The sequence below is a fragment of the Flavobacterium sp. genome, assembly GCF_052437795.1.
Classification (GTDB): Bacteria; Bacteroidota; Bacteroidia; order Flavobacteriales; family Flavobacteriaceae; genus Flavobacterium.
This window is the reverse complement of sequence record NZ_JBQVPA010000008.1, coordinates 40,675-57,011: the sequence shown is the minus strand read 5'-3', so window position 1 is coordinate 57,011 and position 16,337 is coordinate 40,675. Positions and strand designations below refer to the sequence as shown.

The window sequence follows — 16,337 nt, the reverse complement described above, 5'->3', positions numbered from 1 at the left end:
GGTACTGAAAAAGAATTGCTATGAAAAAATCCTGATCATTCTATTCTTTAAAATCCATGCTGCGTAGAGTGGAAGCCAAGGGTAGTCATCCCCTGCTGTACCTCAGGCGCCTGCATGAAAAGGTTCCACAATAAACCGGTACGATGGTTCTCGATCATCGGGGCAATCGTGCCCTGATCGATCGCCAGGTATCTTGGCGTAACCCAGTTATGGTGTATGCTAAAGGCATCATACGGCCCTGCAACCCCTACAAGCCTGCCTTTCCAGTCGGCATCTTCATATACGAACCTTAGCAGCTTCATCGATTCTGCCGGAGTATAGGGGAATGATGATAAGGCGGCAGTTGGTGATATCACGCCCCTGTCATTTACAGGTGAGTGTGCGCTGTAGCCTGTTGAGCCATCCTGGTTGCGCGTATAGCTTGCTGTCAATCCCCAAACCTTATCGCTGTAACCCTGGAAACCGTAAGGGTTAGCCACACTGTAAGCATGATGTATCTTTGCATGGTTTTGCACCAGTGTCCAGTAATTTGCATACTGGTCGGTAAGGCCGCGGGGATCCATTCCCAAGTAAGAGTAATGCGCCCAGAACAAAGGCCCTACATTGCCCGTGGCCCCATTGTAGTTAAAGACCACAGGTATATTGTAACGCTGCCCGCCGTGAACGATGTTCCCGTTCCTGGCCCATGCTTCGTGATAAGCCGCTGCTCCTACGGGGTGTGTAGGCGATGCTGCTGCCATGATGTATGTTATAAGGCATTCGTTATAGCCTTCCAGCTTAAAGTTGAGCTGCCATTCATATTCCGGAGACCAGTGCCAGTATAGCGCGTTCTGGCCGCCCCTTGTGTACCAGTTCCAGTCCACGCCTTTCCAAAGTTCGTCGGCTTGCTGGGCGATCGCCTGCTCGGCATCGTTACCATCTTTAAAATATTCGCGAAGGCATATCAGCCCCTGGCATAAAAATGAGGTTTCCACCAGGTCACCGCCATTGTCTACTGTGCCAAACGGGATCACATCGCCATTGGTACCATTCATCCAATGCGGCCATGCACCATGGAACCTGTCGGCATTCTCTAAAAAGTTAAGTGCCGTCTGCAATCTCGTAACTGCTTCTTCGCGCGGAATGAAGCCGCGCTCAATACCCACTATTATGGTCATGAGCCCAAAGCCCGACCCACCTGTGGTAACTATATTGGCATCATTCCCGGGATCATCGGTATGGTATCGCTCACGTGCCAGTTTTGAATTGGGGTGTGCGTATTCCCAAAAGTATTTTAGGGCATCTTTTTGAGCAAGATCAAGTATCTGCTCGTCAGTCATTGGCTCCGTTACCGGAGGGTTGTCTTCATCATTCTCATCATTTTTGGAATCGCAGGATGAGCAGGAGATGCATAAAGTAAGGATGATGAATAACTGGATAATTTTCATTGTTGAATTTTGATGATGATTTTGGAAATATTTTTGGAATTACAGTATTATTGGGGGCAATACTGTTCTCGCATAAAGCGGAAAAAAAATACCCGGCAGGCGCACCCGCCGGGCTAACTTATAATAGGAATTAAGAACTACCTTCCTGCAGCCTCAAGCTGGTAAAGAGCTGTAATATCAGCCTGGATAAGCGCTTTTTTGTATACGCGGATCTCATCCACCTGGCCTGTAAGTGCTTTATTCCATGCATCAACATTCGTGCCTTCAGCTACGCTATTAAGAGCACCGATGATCGGGTGGTTTGGAGTAAAGAATGACATTGGCATTGGGTTGCCATTGTTCCTGCTTTCCCAAGCCGGGTTAGATATCTTGACACCATTCACATAAAGGCCTACCATTGCTGTAGCGCTGTCATAAGTAAACAATACATGTGCCCACTGTCCGCCAATTTTATTAGCAAAAGCAGCATGTGCAGGATTTTGTCCGGCTGCATTGCCATCTATCATCCATTGCTCCATTTTTGTAAGATTTATCGCATCGCCGCCAAACTCAGTACCATCAGGCTTAGAGAAGTGGAATTCTGCCTTCATCTGGATAGAGTCGCTAGTCACAAGTCCGTGAGTATTTCCGAAGATAGCAAGGTTACCAACGTTTGCATTAGGCCCACCCGCGAAAGAAATTAGCGGTGAAATGTGACTTTCAGCATTTGGTGCAGTTTTTGTGTTAGAGATCTTTGCCCAACAGCTCACAGTAATACTTCCATTTTGTATGTTAAGTGCTGGTATCGAACCATACTTTAGGAAACCTGAAGAAAGGCTAACTGCCTGCCCCTTTTTTCCGGCAACCCATGAAGCGCCCACAGTATTTGTAGGAGTAGATCCTGATTTCTCTTCTTTTCCGTCACCATCAAGCGGCCAGTAAGCCAAAAGGTCTGCCATAGCAACCTCATCCGCGCTATCGTACCCACCGATCGGAGGAAGGCTGTTATCCGAATCATCGCTGCCGCAAGATGTAAATACGAACCCTGAAGTAATTGCCAGGGCGTAAGCAAAAATTTTGATTGTTTTCATAGTAAAAAAATTAAAAAAATTAAGTTAGTATTAGCATTGTTAATAATTGTTCTGTGTCAAAAGTCCGCCACTCACTGCGATCTGAGCTTCAGGTATAGGGAATACCTCGTGCTTGCCCACAATAAAGGTTTTGCCATCAGCCGCCATGGCTGCCTGCGCCTGTCCGGTGCGCACCAGGTCGAACCACCTGTCGTGTTCCATGGCCATTTCCCAGCGCCTTTCGTTGTATATCTGCTGTAGTGTGATGCCTGAAAGTTCGCCAAGCCCTACCCTGCCGCGTATTTCATTTACCCTGTCGCTCGCCTCGGTAGTATTGCCCATATGGAAAGCTGCTTCCGCCCTTATCAGCAGGATATCGCTATATTTAAGCAGCCTGAGGTTCTTTGCTGTTTCACCTTTGTTGCCGTTCCACGACTCGGCTATGCTGCTTTGGTACGACTTATAATTATACCTTGGGTTGTTCCAGGTCGTTGGAGCAATGAAACCATCCCACAATGTGCCGGGAACATACATAATGGTAGCCTGCCTGCGTGGATCGTTAGCCGCATAAGAGTTAGAAAGGTTCACCGAAGGCGTATTAAAGCCCCAGCCAAGATCCGGTGTTCCGCGAGGGCCCTGAACATCGGTATATTGTATCATGCCTTTGGTAAGCGTTGCCTGCACTTCGAATATCGATTCGCTACCATTCTCACCTGTTTCACGCCATACCTGTGCATAGTCATCCATCAGATCATATTGTCCCGAACCGATCACCTCTCCTGCCATGGTAAATGCAGCTTCCCATTCCTGCTGGTACAGGTGGGCTTTTGCAAGCAAAGCCTGTGCAGCGCCCTTGGTAGCTCTGCCCAGGTCGGCAGAAGGATATTGGCTTTTCAGCGGCAGTTTACCTATCGCATCAGTAAGGTCGGCTTCGATCTGGGCATAAACATCTGCTTTTGGCCTTCTTACGAATACGGTTTGGTTTATCGTTTCGGTATCGTTCAGGTCGATCTTCTGTACAACAAGCGGGACATCGCCGTAGCAGCGCACCAGGTCAAAATACCAAAATGCCCTCAGGAATTTTACTTCGCCTATCAGCCTGTCTTTTAAGGACTGGTTGATCGTTAGCTGTTCAAGATAAAATAGAGCGTTATTGGCCCTGTAGATCCCTGCATACCTGCCCTGCCATACATCGTTGAACGAAATATCTGAAGGGTCAAAGGTCAACGCGTCGAGTTTATGCTTATCGGAGCCTGTATCGCTTGGTGTGGATCCTTTATCGGCATCGTCTGATGTAATGCTGGTCATGCCTATCCATGGAAAGGAATACATGTTAAAGTCCAGCATCTTATTATATACGCCATTCACCAACTGTACAGCATTATCAGGATTATTTAGAAAATCCTGTTCTGTAAGGGCATTCTGTGGGTCTACGTTTAGGTCGTCGTCACAGGAAGTGAACGCTGCTGTAACGATCATTATCCCGGCTATGGCCCTATATGGAAAATTCTTGTTCATTTCAATTCTGTTTATATTTGTTGATGCTGTTTAGAAATTAACGTTGATGCCGAATAAGAATGTCTTGTTCGTTGGGTAGGCATCGAGCTCAATGCCTGCGTTGCCCAAAGGGCTGGCATTTTCATTACCTACGATCTCAGGAGAGAATCCGCTGTAATTTGTAAACAGAAAAGGGTTTAATGCCGTTACGTACAATCTTACTTTATCAATGCCTTCATACAACTGCGGCAGCGTATAGCCAAGGGTTATGTTATTTATCCTTAAGAAATCGCCATTCTCTATGTAGTAGGTAGAAGCACGCGGAACGTTGTTCGACGGGCGCGGATTGGCAGCGTTCGGGTTACCCGGCAGCCAGAAGTTCTCAAGCACGGCATTCTCAACATTTTCCCCGCCAAAGCGCTGTGCTTTCTTACCGTTGTAAAGCTTGTTGCCGCCCACACCGTACGCATCTACCGAAAGGTCTACACCTTTGTAGCTGGCTCCGAAATTGAAGCCATATGTAACTGTAGGGATGTATGATCCTGCCGCAACCCTCTGATCGCTGTAGGTAAAGGCACCATCTGAATCATATCCTGTGGTTTCATATACATAGAATGTACCCAGTGGCTGTCCCTCAAGTACCTGCTTAGTGTACTGGCCATTGCCAAGGCTTCCGCCAATGTAGTCACCAAAGAATGGGCTGTATACTTCTTCGAGCTTATTTTTATTGTGCGAAACGTTACCTCCTACCCAATAGTTGAAGTTGTCGCCAATATTATCCTGCCATTTTAAAGATAGCTCTACACCCTTATTGCTCACAAGTCCGCTGTTAAGCAATACCGGCTCAGGCGAAAGCACCGTAGGTACCGCTACCGGAAGTATTACATTATCTGTCTTGCGGTCATAGTAATCAAAAGTACCGGTCAACCTTGAATCAAGTGCCGAAAAATCAAAACCTAAGTCGATCTCCTTCATGGTTTCCCAAGTAAGGTTCGGGTCTACCTGGAACGGAACATTATTACCCGGCTGGATCTCCTGGCCCGGGCCAAAAGCATAGTTAGCACCGGTGTTGAAAAGGATCGTGTTTATGGTACTGGCATTGGCATTGCCTACCTCGCCATAGCCGCCGCGTATCTTAAAGCTGTCAAGGAATTTCACATCCTTGATGAAATCTTCGCTGGTAAGCACCCATCCGGCAGATACCGATGGGAATATCTCAAAACGCTTATCCTCAGTAAAAGCACTGATACCCTCTCTTCTTACAGATGCAGAAAACAGGTATTTGCCCTTATAATCATACTCTGCCCTGCCAAAGTAAGCAACAGAAACGATCGGTGTAGTACTGTTATTTTGTGCCACAGAGCCTGGGGCAACTTCGCCATTGTAAGATGCAAGATCAAGGTTCCAATAGTTTGACTGCGTAGGAACATCCTGCCTCGTAGCATTAAGGAATTCAGATATATTTGTCGTAGTCCTCGACAAGCCTGCTACAACCGTAACGTTGTGGTCATCGTTAAATGTCTTGCTGAAGGTAGCGTAGTTATCCCAGTTCCACCTATAGCTTGTGCTCCTGCGCTGCTGCAGGGTATTGATAATAGGATTGTTTGGATTTTGGGCTATGTAATCGTCAACCGTGAGGGTGGGATTGCCTGTAAGGAAAATTTCCCTTGTAGGAGTATACGTGTATCCTTTGCTCCAGTTGGCAGTTGCACCAAAATTTGAATTAAATTTCACATATTCCAACAATTTCAGCTCTGCATTTACAGACCCTATAAGGGTGGTATTCCTGTTCTCTTCATGAAAATTCGCAAGCTGTGCTACCGGATTGGCCACGTTATTGAACCTGTCGCTACCATTAATGCTCACAAGTCCTGTCGCCGGATCCCTCAATGGTACCCCCCAACGGCCGTTCTCAAAACGCACAGGAACAGCAGGCGATTGCCTATAAGCATTGGTAAATGCGCTGACAGGTTTTGGCGTTCCCTTATTTGTAGAGAGGTTGATGAATGATGTAACCTTTAGTTTGTCATCAAATAATTTGTAAGTGTTGTTGCTGATAACATTTGTCCTTTCGAATTTTGTGCCGCTAAGTATACCTTCCTCTTTATAGTTTGAAGCACCAAAATAGTAAGTAGCCTGCTCAGACGCACCGGAGAGGGATATCGAATTGCTCATTACCTGGCCTGTATCTGTTATCTCATCAAGCCAGTTGGTATTGTAAGGCTGAGCCGAATTAAAGTATGCAGGATCGCCCAATGCAGCGTTATTAAAGTAGGCAAAACGGTACGAGTTGGCCATGTCAACCTCACGCTGTATGAATTTTTGCCCATAATAGGCATCATAAGAAACCTTAATGTCACCCACTTTACCTTTTTTAGTCGTGATAAGGATCACACCGTTCGAACCTTTCTGTCCGTATATTGCAAGTGAAGATGCATCTTTAAGTATGTCAATAGTAGCAATATCATTCGGGTTAATCCCATTTAGGTTAGATGTCTCGATACCATCAATAACATATAATGGGTCGCGGGCACCTGTAACAGTACCAAGTCCCCTGATCCTTATCGATGGTGTGCCTCCTGGTTCATCATTTGTCACAATGTTCACACCTGCCGCCTTTCCCTGGATAGATTGTATGGCCGATTGTGCAGGTGTCCGCACTATATCCGCGGCCTTGATCTGAGTAACAGACCCAGTGATCGCGCCCGCCTTTCTTGTACCATAACCGATAAGTACAACTTCTTCCATCTGGTCATCAAAAAAGATGGAATCATTGAATACGGAATCGTTCACAGTAGTAGGAGGTACTTGCGAAAATGCTGCAACACCCGTCAATAATAAACTAATATTGAGTAATGCTTTCCTCATGGGTAATTAAAAATTTTTATTTAACCCAAATTTAGCACTAAAACGTTATAGCTGTACATTTTGTATTTCAAATATACTACATCAAATAACAAATATTAAAATGCAAACCAATGATTTTAAATATATTATGTTAAAAAAACACACATCAAAATTAACACATATGATGTAGTGATGATGTACTAATGAGATGCGATCATATACTTAAAATGATGATAAAATGGTAATTATGTATACGTTTTTATATTGTAATCATAAACTTGTAAAGACTCTCTTCTGTACTAATGCCCAGCTTTTTTCGGAGTCGGTATCGGTGTAGTTCCACTCCACGGAATGAAATATTCATAAGTGGGGCTATCTCTTTTGATGATAAATTCATCTTAAGGTATATCGACAGCTTAATATCTTTAGGCGTCAGATCAGGATATTTTCTCGATAGCTTTTCTACGAATTCCTCATTACTTTTAAGCAGGTTCTTTTCAAAATTGAGCCATTCATTTTTATTGATGGCATTTGTCTTTAGGATCTTTTTGACCTTTGACTTAATCTGGGCACCGTCAGATTCTGAATCTAACACCTCCTGGATGCTGTCTATCATTTCGCTATGCTTGGCTATAGATAATGATTTCCCTGCCACTTCAGATGCTTTGGTTTGAACCTCCATTTCCAGGATGTGCTTTTCATATTCCTGAATCCTTAAATTATTCTCTGCCTGCATTTCCAGCTCAAGTATTTCACGGCTGTGCTTGAGCTCTTCTTCATTAAGCCTTATCTTTTGATTATATCTTACCTTGTTCCACCTGTAGTAAAGGAAGAATATACACGATATCGCCAGTACATACACTAAGATCATGAAAATTGAAAAATACCATGGCCGGTTTACCCTGAAGTCATAATCGGCCAGCTTTACATAATTTACGCCATTGTTATAAAACACCTCCAATTCCTGGATCCCACTGCTAAGGTTATTTAGTGTGATATTGCCGTTCTCTACAGGAATGAAGTCCTCACCGTTCAGTCTGTAAAAAAGATCAGGATGATTAAAGCCAAAATAACCCGAAATAACATTTACCTGTACGGGTTGGTTGTACTTTATCCTTGTATCCTCATCTATAGGCAAACCGTGATAAAAAGCTTCAATTGTAATATTGTGCTTCTTGGGCTTCTCCCTATTGGGTTCAAACGATAAAAAACCATCATCAAGGTTGACCAGTAATCTGTTGCCGTCCCTGTTCGCTAAAGTATTTTCCAGGATAAGCCGTCCCTCATAATATTTTTCGGGTAAAAGCTTCCACACAAATTCATTACCGGAACTGGATATCGTGTAAAGCCGTCCATCCTTTATAACCATAAAATTATCGTCGTCGATAGGGATAATATCTGTTATATTCCTGAAAGTCCTGTTGAAGGCATCATGCTTTACCAGTTTTGCATCAATGGCATTATAGGTATACCAGGTATTGTTGATCAGGAACAATATTTCATTCCTGAAATTAAATATCCTTACACCAAAATCACTCTTGATATTATTTTTCGCAGATATATTTTCCACCTTCTTTACCTTGAAGTCGGGACCGTATGTTATGCGGTAAAGACTACGGTAATTATCTGCAGCCCACAACTCACCGGGTTTGTTTTGCGCAATGTTCCTGATGGGTTTGGTGATACTGTCGAGTATCTTCCATTTGGTCAGGTCATTAATATCATCGTAAATAGCTATTCCTGAGTAATTCGCCTGGAACCAGACATTATCATAATCGCTTTTTAAGAATTTCCACCCACCATTTACCGGATTCGCCCATTTAAGTGCGGAGCCATTATACACAAAAGTCCCGTCATTATGCCCGATCACGAATTCACTGCCATTTTTATAAATATCCCACACCTGCCCTTGTGAATTTGGCACTGCATCAAGATTGACGTTATCATAAGTAAAAATCCCGTGATTGGTCACAAAAAGGTAACCTTTATCTGTGGTGGCAAGTGAATAAACCGACCCTAATATCCCTGCCCCGTCTGAAAATACCGATACAGGCGAGTTTACCTCAACATGGGATATGCCATTGTCGAGTCCGAGCCATATATCCTTTTCCCTGTCCAGGGCTATCGATAGCACGGCATTGTTCTTCAGGGCATTCTTCCTGTTGATGTTCCGGTATTCGCCGGTATTCATATTAATAATGTACAATCCCCTAAGCCCGGTACCTATAGCGAGGGTATTCTCGTCAATAAATTTAGCAGAAAGTATTACATCGCCCTTAAGCACATCATTGACATTGCTTTTCCAGGGGATCAGCTTGTCCCTTGATGCAATGTAAACCCCATTGCTTTTTGAGAAGATATAGATATCGCCACGGTTTTTTTCCATGCCATGAATAACATTGCCCCTAAGTTGCTGCCACTCATCAACGGTGCGGAACTTTTTTCCTTCCATGATATACATACCATTGCGTACAGAGGCTACGTAAATGGTGTCGTCGATAATATAACAATATGATATCTGGTAGGGGAATTTTACCTTGTCGACAGATCTTCCATCATGGATGTAGATCTCATTGAACGACTGGAAATATATTTTGCCATTGTGCTTAAATACCTTCCAGATCTCTTCATTGTCTGCATTGCCCAAAAAGAGGTCTTTTTCTTTAGATAGCGATACATATACCATTTTACCCTTTACGCGTTCCCAATAACCAAATTCTTTGTAGGAGCCACAGTATATCCTGTCGCCGTCCACAAATACCGAGCGGATAATGGTCTTGTTAGGCAATGAATACTTTTCCCATTTTACGCCATTGTACCGAAGAAAGAAGTGGTTATTGGCAAAATACATGGCATTGTCATTACCCTGTGCTACGTTCCAGACCTGATTGTCGCCGGCGTATTCCGATTTTGTGAAATTTTCTACAAAAGGCAGCAGTCCCTGAGCACTAAGCAGTGCCGGAAACAATAGCAGAATGAGATAAAACAGCTTTTTATGAGGCATTCCATAATATTTACTTCTCAAAAGTAGCAAACAATTCTACAAATGCCTAAAATAAAAAATGCCCCATTAATGGGGCACTGATTCTTTTTGTTCTATATATCCTTCGAGATAGCTGAACCTGTCGGCAAGATGGCCCTTTTCGGTTATCTTTGCCCTCTTCAGTATACCATCTTTATCATTGTTATAGAAAGCCGGTATCACGTGCTTCAGGAACATTTCGCCAAATCCTTCGGTAGCATCTTTAGGCAGTTCACACGGCAGGTTATCTACAGCCATTATTACAATGGCGGCAGGGTGGTGCATGTCAACCTCTTTTCCTTCTGCAGGATTATAGCCGTAAAAAGGCTCCGCTATAGTAGAAGACCTCACTGTGCAGGCTATAGGTCCGTCAACATCGCAGGATATATCGGCAACAACTTTTATCTTATTATTTTTGGATCTCAGCATTTCCTGTGTAAGTATCACAGGAGCGTTATTACCGTAAAAATGCCCGGCCATGAAAATATCGGAAACATTTGCAAACCTTTCAAAATCTGACACATACTCCGCCGGGTTACTGTAAAAATCGCTGTTATCCAGCTTTTTACCGTCCTTGCGCTTGTTGTAGTCCAATACATCTATTTGTACATACACCGGCACATCATAAGTCTTAGTAAGGAAATCGTCTACACCTACCTGCTTGATCTTTATATCATCAAGTATCTCCTTTGCCCCCATTCCTACCTTACCCTTTCCGGTAAGCACTATCTTTACAGGTGGCAGGGTAAGCCTTTTAAGCCTGGCCACCAGAGCATCTTTATCTGCCAGCGATTCAGCCTTTGGCAGGGTGAAAAGTTCAAATTTATCGCCAAATGCCCTAAATCCGTTGTAAGCACCAACATTCCCGGCATACCTACCAAAGCCGATAAGCCTTTTATTGTTCTCATCTACGATAGTTTCATGGTCGTACAATTCTATATCGAGGTCAATGATAGCCTGAAGGAGTTTTTTATTATGTGGCTGCTGCTTGATGGTATGCGAAAAAAAGAAATATTTTTTTTCAGGTATCAATGCATCGATCGGCACCTCTTTTACCCCGATGAGCACATCGCGATCGCTCATATCATTGCTTAATTCAAACCCCATTTCCCTGTATTCTTCATCTTTAAAGATGCGGATATCTGAAGGTTGAACTTTAATTTCTGCCTGCGGATACATGTCCGCGAAGGCCCTCAGCATTTTCGGCGAAAACACAGCCCGCTTATCCGGCGGCACTTTCCCTTCCTTTATTATTCCGAATTTCATCATTATGTATTTTAAGCAATTTTATGTTAGGTTATCAAATTTTATGCCTGCATAGCATAAAAATATAACTTACATGGTAAAATTTTGTCCAAATATAACAGAAATTGAACTTGTGGGCAACTAATAATTAAAAAATAAATCCCTATCTTTGCCCTAGATTACTTGGTGCGGCTTTTGTATACCAAGTCTATAGATTACTGGGGTCGACTGGTTTTGACAGCAGGCCGAAACAGACAGTAAGCACGTCGGGAAATGAGGCTGTTCCCGTATATCATTGCCTTAAACATTTAAACGGCGAAAATAACTACGCTCTTGCTGCTTAATCTGAATAAAGTAAGATAAAGCCACATCCCTGCAAGGCAGGGAGGCGGGATTCTCCTGAAAAGCCCCGGTATGCGGCGTTTCGATTAGGAGGACCGTAAATGTATACCTGGATGCCTTTCCGCTTCGTGTGGACATCGAGACTAAAGAAGCTAAGTAGCGTGTGGCAGTTTCCGGCCTTGCACACTAACGAAAACCCAAGCGGAAACTAAGCGTGTAGAAAGCTCTTTGCTTCCCTGTTTGGACCCGGGTTCGATTCCCGGCGATTCCACGAATGCCTTTTGCAGGTTGCAAAAGGCATTTTTTTTTGCTACATGACCAACAATACAAAATTCTAAATTTTATAGTTCACTAAAGATGCAATACTGATAATACAGGTGTTCGGTCACTGTTAACATTGCTCATTAGCAAAAAACAAACCCGTGCGAAGTCGGAAAGCAAAAGAATTTTAGTTGTTTTTATAGAATTCAAATATCTACTAAATGTTTTTACCAGCGGCATTTTTTATCTTAACCAGATAAAATGATCAGAATTCTATTTTTTACATATTCATATATGGTATTTATTATCTTTAACATTTAATTAAGAAAGCTACAAAATCATTGAAAATGTTTAGGAGCAACTCTTGCCAAAAAACTTTCCTATCAAGAGCAGCATGGGCAATACTGATATGCCTGTTCATTCAGCAGCTGCATGCCCAGACTCCGCCATCTAATATGCGCGACCGAATTATGGCTATAGACAAGGTACTGTACAAACAGCCCGACAGCGCTAAAGTACTTATACGCCAGATCATAAACAGCAAGAGCACCCACCATGATACAGTATATGCCATGGCACATACATTTTATGGCTATTGCCACCTCTTACAAAACGATCTTGATTCTTCGTTTACTATTATAAAAAGGCTCTCAGATACGCTAACGGCTGGCCGTCGCATGAGGCACGTGCATTACGTAATATGGCTACCCCGTATCGCAAAAAAGCATATTATGAAGAATCATTGCGCATACTTTCAGTTGCAGAAGAAAAATATATAGCGATCAACGATAATATAGGGCTTGCTACGGTATATGGTGAGATGGCGTCTAATTACAATATGATGCTGAAAGGCAGTGAGGCAATACCTTACCTGATAAAAGCGATAGCTATACTTGAAAAGCAAAAGAACCCTGCGCGCTGGTCTCCATTAAGCAAAGCCTTGCCAATACATATATGAATATTGGGAATTACCCGTTTGCTGTCGATCTCTACGTAGAGGTACTACAGGGATTTAAAGATATAGGCAGGATGCGTAATTACTACCTCACCCTTATTAATTATGGCGAATGCCTCATCAACCTGAAAAAGTATAAAGAGGCAAGGAAGGCATTTCTTGATGCCATAGCGGGACTACAGCCAACTAACGATACTGAACTAATTGCCAATGCTTATGCTTCCTTAGCCAAGCTCGAATCAGGAATTTCTAATGATGCGCAGGCTATAGCATATTATAAAAAGGCTTTTGAAATGGCCTACTCCATAAACTCACCGAGGCTGCTTCCCATAGTGGCATGGTATATATCTGAATTGGAAGGTCCTGAAAAAAGAGGCGAAGCTTTGGCAGTTATTGCCATGATGGATAAACATCCTGCTATGAAAAGCGCGAACCTGATTGACCTTACGCGATATGAAAAGAACAAAGCAGCTATTTACAAAATGACCGGAAAGAGCGCCCTGGCCATCAAGAGTATGGAAGCCGCCATAAAATTGATGGACACACTCGAAAAGGCAGACGATAAAGCCGCTGTCATAGAAATGCAGGGAGGATTCCAAAAAAAGTACCAGGATAAAAAGGGTAATTCGCTAAAAAAGGTAAACGCAGCGTTACAAAAAAACGCAGACGTTGCGGTGAGGTCAAACAGGATGTATGTTATCCTTCCGTGTAGCGTTCTTTTATTGCTTGCGCTATCTTACTTTTACAGGAATGCCAGGCACAGGATACACCGGACAGATCGAGGCTATGGCTGAACCTTACCAATGCCGATGGCGCTTTCGGGCAAATGATGATAGCCTATACCCCAACTACCAACCTTGGACTTGATTACGGGTGGGATGGACAGGCGCTGACCGATGGCAACGTGGCGATCTACTCACTTGGGGGAGGATCGAAGCTCGGTATCCAGGCCAGGCCGGCATTTGACCCGGTCGATGAGGTGCCGATGGAATACAAGGTAAGTATAGCAGGCAGCTACAGCATCTCTCTTGACCATTTTGATGGTGTGTTCCTACAGGGCCAGCAGATCTATCTGAGGGATAATCTATTGAATGTGGTACACAACCTTGAAAGCCCTTATGGATTTATTACAGATGCAGGCACCATTTCCGGAAGGTTCGATGTGATCTATGCTGAGCCATTAAGCACAGATGACCCGGTGTTTGATGCCAACAGTATCATTGTGTACAAGCAGGATACTGCCATCAACATCAGCACCGGAAATACAGATATGAAGTCGGTGGCTATTTATGATACAAGGGGCAGGTTGCTGTATATTTCAGACAACATCAATGCTGCTCAAACATCTGTCACTACCTTGCATACACAGGAGCAGATGCTCATCGTGCAGGTTACAACTGTTGGTGGAGTAAAGGCAAGCAGGAAGATAGTTTTTTAGTTTTTACATTTTAGTATTACGGGAAAGAAACCGGAGTCTCATGATTCCGGTTTTTTTATTAATCGTACTTCCTATGCAATTTGAACGCGCAGCTGCCGACATGCGCGCTAATGTAACGCTACTTGCACGTGCATTTTTCTAATAACGATCAGTCCTTTAAAAATACATGGACCAAGTTAGAGTGAAAAACTTATTTTTGTATCTCAACTACCTACTATGAATGTTCTCCTTATAGAAGATGACAAGCGCATAAGTGATTTCGTGATCAAAGGACTGGAAGAAAATAACTTTACAGTACACCTTGCCCAGACCGGCGAGATCGCCCGGGAGCTTGTAAAAGATCACTCTTGGGACGTGATCCTCATAGATGTAATGCTGCCGGGCCTGGATGGCATCCAGCTTACCCAAATGATACGCTACAAAAAAAACCATACGCCCATACTGATGCTTAGCGCCCTGAGCGACCCCGAAGACAAGATAAACGCGCTCGATTCCGGTGCTGATGATTACCTTGTGAAGCCATTTCATTTTAAAGAGCTCATATCACGCATAAATGCCCTTACGCGGCGTACCAAATTCAATTTTTCTGGAACAGAGGCAATATATACATGTGGCAGCCTTGCGATCAATATCGCTGAACACAGAGTAACACGTTCCGGCGAAGCTGCAGACCTCTCTCCCCGTGAATACAAGCTATTTCTGTACTTAATGGAGAATAAGGGGACGGTCCTTACCCGGACGCAGATACTGGCCGCGGTATGGGGCATTAACTATGATAATAATACAAATGTGGTCGATGTATACATCTCCTACCTGCGCAACAAGCTCGAAACGGATACTAATAAATACATCCATACGGTCAAAGGCACCGGTTACATGCTAAAGGAATAAACCATGAAATTACGCAACAGGTTTACCGCAATATCATCCCTTACTTTCGGCATTGTATTCATCATTGCCTCGGTTATCATTTACCTGTCATTCTACAATTATTCACAACGGATGATATTCAGGGAGCTGCATAAAACCTGCCTGCTTGCCGGAATATATTATCTCGAAAAAGATGAACTGCCCCAAAAGCAGCATTTTGAAGTAAAGCAGCAGTTTGCTGAATTCCAGGAAGCAGTTATACGGATCTATGATGCTGACAATGCTGTAGCGTTCGGTGATAAGGACGCGGACAGGAACATTAACCCGAAGCGCCTCGACATTATCCGGAAGAAAAACACATTGAGCTTTAAGTCGGAGAACCATTTTTATTTTGGGTTGTTTTACCACGATAACCAAGGCGATTTTGTAGTTTTTGTAAAAACTAACGATCGTGATTTTAAAGAGCAGACACACCAGCTATTGCTTATTATGGCAATGGTACTTCTGGCGGGGCTGGTCTTAATTTACATTCTTAGCCGTTTGCTTTCAAACTTCGCGTACAGGCCGGTGAATGAAGTTATAAGGCAGGTGAGTCATATCGAAGCACATTCGCTTGACACACCTGTATCGCTGCCCCCGGCAAAAGATGAGCTGTACGAACTGATTGAGACCTTCAACAACCTGCTCAAGCGCCTATCAGACACGTTTATCATCCAGAAGAACTTTATAAACTACGTATCGCACGAATTCAAAACACCATTGGCTGCCATTTCAGGCAATCTTGAAGTATTCGCGCAAAGAGAACGCTCTGCTGCTGAATACAAAGTAATGTCCGAAAAGGTGCTGGAAAATGTGTACGAGATAGAAGGTATAATGAATACTCTCATGATGCTCTCAGGCCTGAGGACAAGTGCTGACACTTTCCAGAACTACAGGGTCGATGAGCTGATATGGGATATTAACGACCAGATCGCGGAAACCCACACTGGCGACCTCCCAAAAATAAAAATTACCATCACTGTTGAAGACGAGAGCATATTTATCCTTAAGGGAAATAATGCCGAGATCAAGATAGCTCTTTACAACATCATTGAAAATGCGGTAAAGTATTCAAACAACGATCCTGTTGATATCCGCATTTCAGAGCAGGAAGGCAGGCCGGTTATCACTATACAAGATAATGGCCGGGGCATTCATGAAGATGATATTAAATTCATTAAACAAACCTTTTATCGTGGCAGTAACGTAAGCGATGTAAAAGGGAGCGGTATTGGGTTATCATTGGCGATCATCATCTTCCGGCAAAATAACATTGGGTTCGATATCGCATCAAAGCAGGATGTCGGAACTACCGTTACGCTTACATTTTAGGCTCTAACCGTTT

At 43.4% G+C, this 16,337-nt stretch carries 11 protein-coding genes and 1 other RNA gene; 6 read left to right on the top strand and 6 right to left on the bottom strand.

What is annotated here, in order from left to right; genetic code table 11:
• Positions 1–47 precede the first annotated feature (47 nt).
• The 6 genes from ACT6R0_RS18060 to ACT6R0_RS18035 form a co-directional block, all read right to left on the bottom strand.
• Positions 48–1,427, bottom strand: coding sequence for a glucoamylase family protein (locus ACT6R0_RS18060; protein WP_444655282.1), 1,380 nt, complete (start codon positions 1,425–1,427; stop codon positions 48–50).
• 137 nt (positions 1,428–1,564) lie between these two features.
• On the bottom strand, positions 1,565–2,497 hold the full coding sequence (locus ACT6R0_RS18055) for a LamG-like jellyroll fold domain-containing protein (protein ID WP_444655283.1): 933 nt from the start codon (positions 2,495–2,497) through the stop codon (positions 1,565–1,567).
• Between the two features lie 39 nt (positions 2,498–2,536).
• Positions 2,537–3,994 (bottom strand): RagB/SusD family nutrient uptake outer membrane protein, encoded by a 1,458-nt coding sequence (locus ACT6R0_RS18050; RefSeq protein WP_444655285.1) that lies wholly within the window; start codon positions 3,992–3,994, stop codon positions 2,537–2,539.
• Between the two features lie 30 nt (positions 3,995–4,024).
• Positions 4,025–6,841, bottom strand: coding sequence for a SusC/RagA family TonB-linked outer membrane protein (locus ACT6R0_RS18045; protein ID WP_444655286.1), 2,817 nt, complete (start codon positions 6,839–6,841; stop codon positions 4,025–4,027).
• A 238-nt stretch (positions 6,842–7,079) separates the two neighbouring features.
• On the bottom strand, positions 7,080–9,824 hold the full coding sequence (locus tag ACT6R0_RS18040) for a histidine kinase (RefSeq protein ID WP_444655288.1): 2,745 nt from the start codon (positions 9,822–9,824) through the stop codon (positions 7,080–7,082).
• A gap of 66 nt (positions 9,825–9,890) precedes the next feature.
• Positions 9,891–11,108: an NAD(P)-dependent oxidoreductase gene (locus tag ACT6R0_RS18035; RefSeq protein WP_444655289.1), complete on the bottom strand. Its 1,218-nt coding sequence runs from the start codon at positions 11,106–11,108 to the stop codon at positions 9,891–9,893.
• A 199-nt stretch (positions 11,109–11,307) separates the two neighbouring features.
• Here ACT6R0_RS18035 and ssrA point away from each other — a divergent pair.
• The 6 genes from ssrA (at position 11,308) to ACT6R0_RS18005 (ending at position 16,324) form a co-directional block, all read left to right on the top strand.
• Positions 11,308–11,703: a transfer-messenger RNA gene (gene ssrA / locus ACT6R0_RS18030) on the top strand.
• 687 nt (positions 11,704–12,390) lie between these two features.
• Positions 12,391–12,648 carry a hypothetical protein gene (locus ACT6R0_RS18025; RefSeq protein WP_444655290.1) on the top strand — a complete coding sequence of 86 codons (258 nt, stop codon included), beginning with the start codon at positions 12,391–12,393 and terminating at the stop codon, positions 12,646–12,648.
• Positions 12,645–13,439 carry a tetratricopeptide repeat protein gene (locus tag ACT6R0_RS18020; protein WP_444655291.1) on the top strand — a complete coding sequence of 265 codons (795 nt, stop codon included), beginning with the start codon at positions 12,645–12,647 and terminating at the stop codon, positions 13,437–13,439. The genes ACT6R0_RS18025 and ACT6R0_RS18020 overlap by 4 nt, the downstream gene beginning before the upstream one ends.
• A 32-nt stretch (positions 13,440–13,471) precedes the next feature.
• Positions 13,472–14,083 carry a T9SS sorting signal type C domain-containing protein gene (locus ACT6R0_RS18015; protein ID WP_444655292.1) on the top strand — a complete coding sequence of 204 codons (612 nt, stop codon included), beginning with the start codon at positions 13,472–13,474 and terminating at the stop codon, positions 14,081–14,083.
• A 216-nt stretch (positions 14,084–14,299) separates the two neighbouring features.
• Complete coding sequence (locus tag ACT6R0_RS18010) at positions 14,300–14,974, top strand: response regulator transcription factor (RefSeq protein WP_444655293.1); 675 nt, start codon at positions 14,300–14,302, stop codon at positions 14,972–14,974.
• A gap of 3 nt (positions 14,975–14,977) precedes the next feature.
• Entirely contained in the window at positions 14,978–16,324 is a 1,347-nt protein-coding gene (locus ACT6R0_RS18005) for a sensor histidine kinase (protein ID WP_444655294.1), read from the top strand.
• Positions 16,325–16,337 lie beyond the last annotated feature (13 nt).

Coding starts and splice junctions, on each gene's coding strand:
- ACT6R0_RS18050 (WP_444655285.1), bottom strand. CDS start 3,994: ATGAACAAGAATTTTCCATATAGGGCCATAGCCGGGATAATGATCGTT.
- ACT6R0_RS18025 (WP_444655290.1), top strand. CDS start 12,391: ATGGCTACCCCGTATCGCAAAAAAGCATATTATGAAGAATCATTGCGC.
- ACT6R0_RS18035 (WP_444655289.1), bottom strand. CDS start 11,108: ATGAAATTCGGAATAATAAAGGAAGGGAAAGTGCCGCCGGATAAGCGG.
- ACT6R0_RS18045 (WP_444655286.1), bottom strand. CDS start 6,841: ATGAGGAAAGCATTACTCAATATTAGTTTATTATTGACGGGTGTTGCA.
- ACT6R0_RS18010 (WP_444655293.1), top strand. CDS start 14,300: ATGAATGTTCTCCTTATAGAAGATGACAAGCGCATAAGTGATTTCGTG.
- ACT6R0_RS18020 (WP_444655291.1), top strand. CDS start 12,645: ATGAATATTGGGAATTACCCGTTTGCTGTCGATCTCTACGTAGAGGTA.
- ACT6R0_RS18005 (WP_444655294.1), top strand. CDS start 14,978: ATGAAATTACGCAACAGGTTTACCGCAATATCATCCCTTACTTTCGGC.
- ACT6R0_RS18060 (WP_444655282.1), bottom strand. CDS start 1,427: ATGAAAATTATCCAGTTATTCATCATCCTTACTTTATGCATCTCCTGC.
- ACT6R0_RS18055 (WP_444655283.1), bottom strand. CDS start 2,497: ATGAAAACAATCAAAATTTTTGCTTACGCCCTGGCAATTACTTCAGGG.
- ACT6R0_RS18040 (WP_444655288.1), bottom strand. CDS start 9,824: ATGCCTCATAAAAAGCTGTTTTATCTCATTCTGCTATTGTTTCCGGCA.
- ACT6R0_RS18015 (WP_444655292.1), top strand. CDS start 13,472: ATGATGATAGCCTATACCCCAACTACCAACCTTGGACTTGATTACGGG.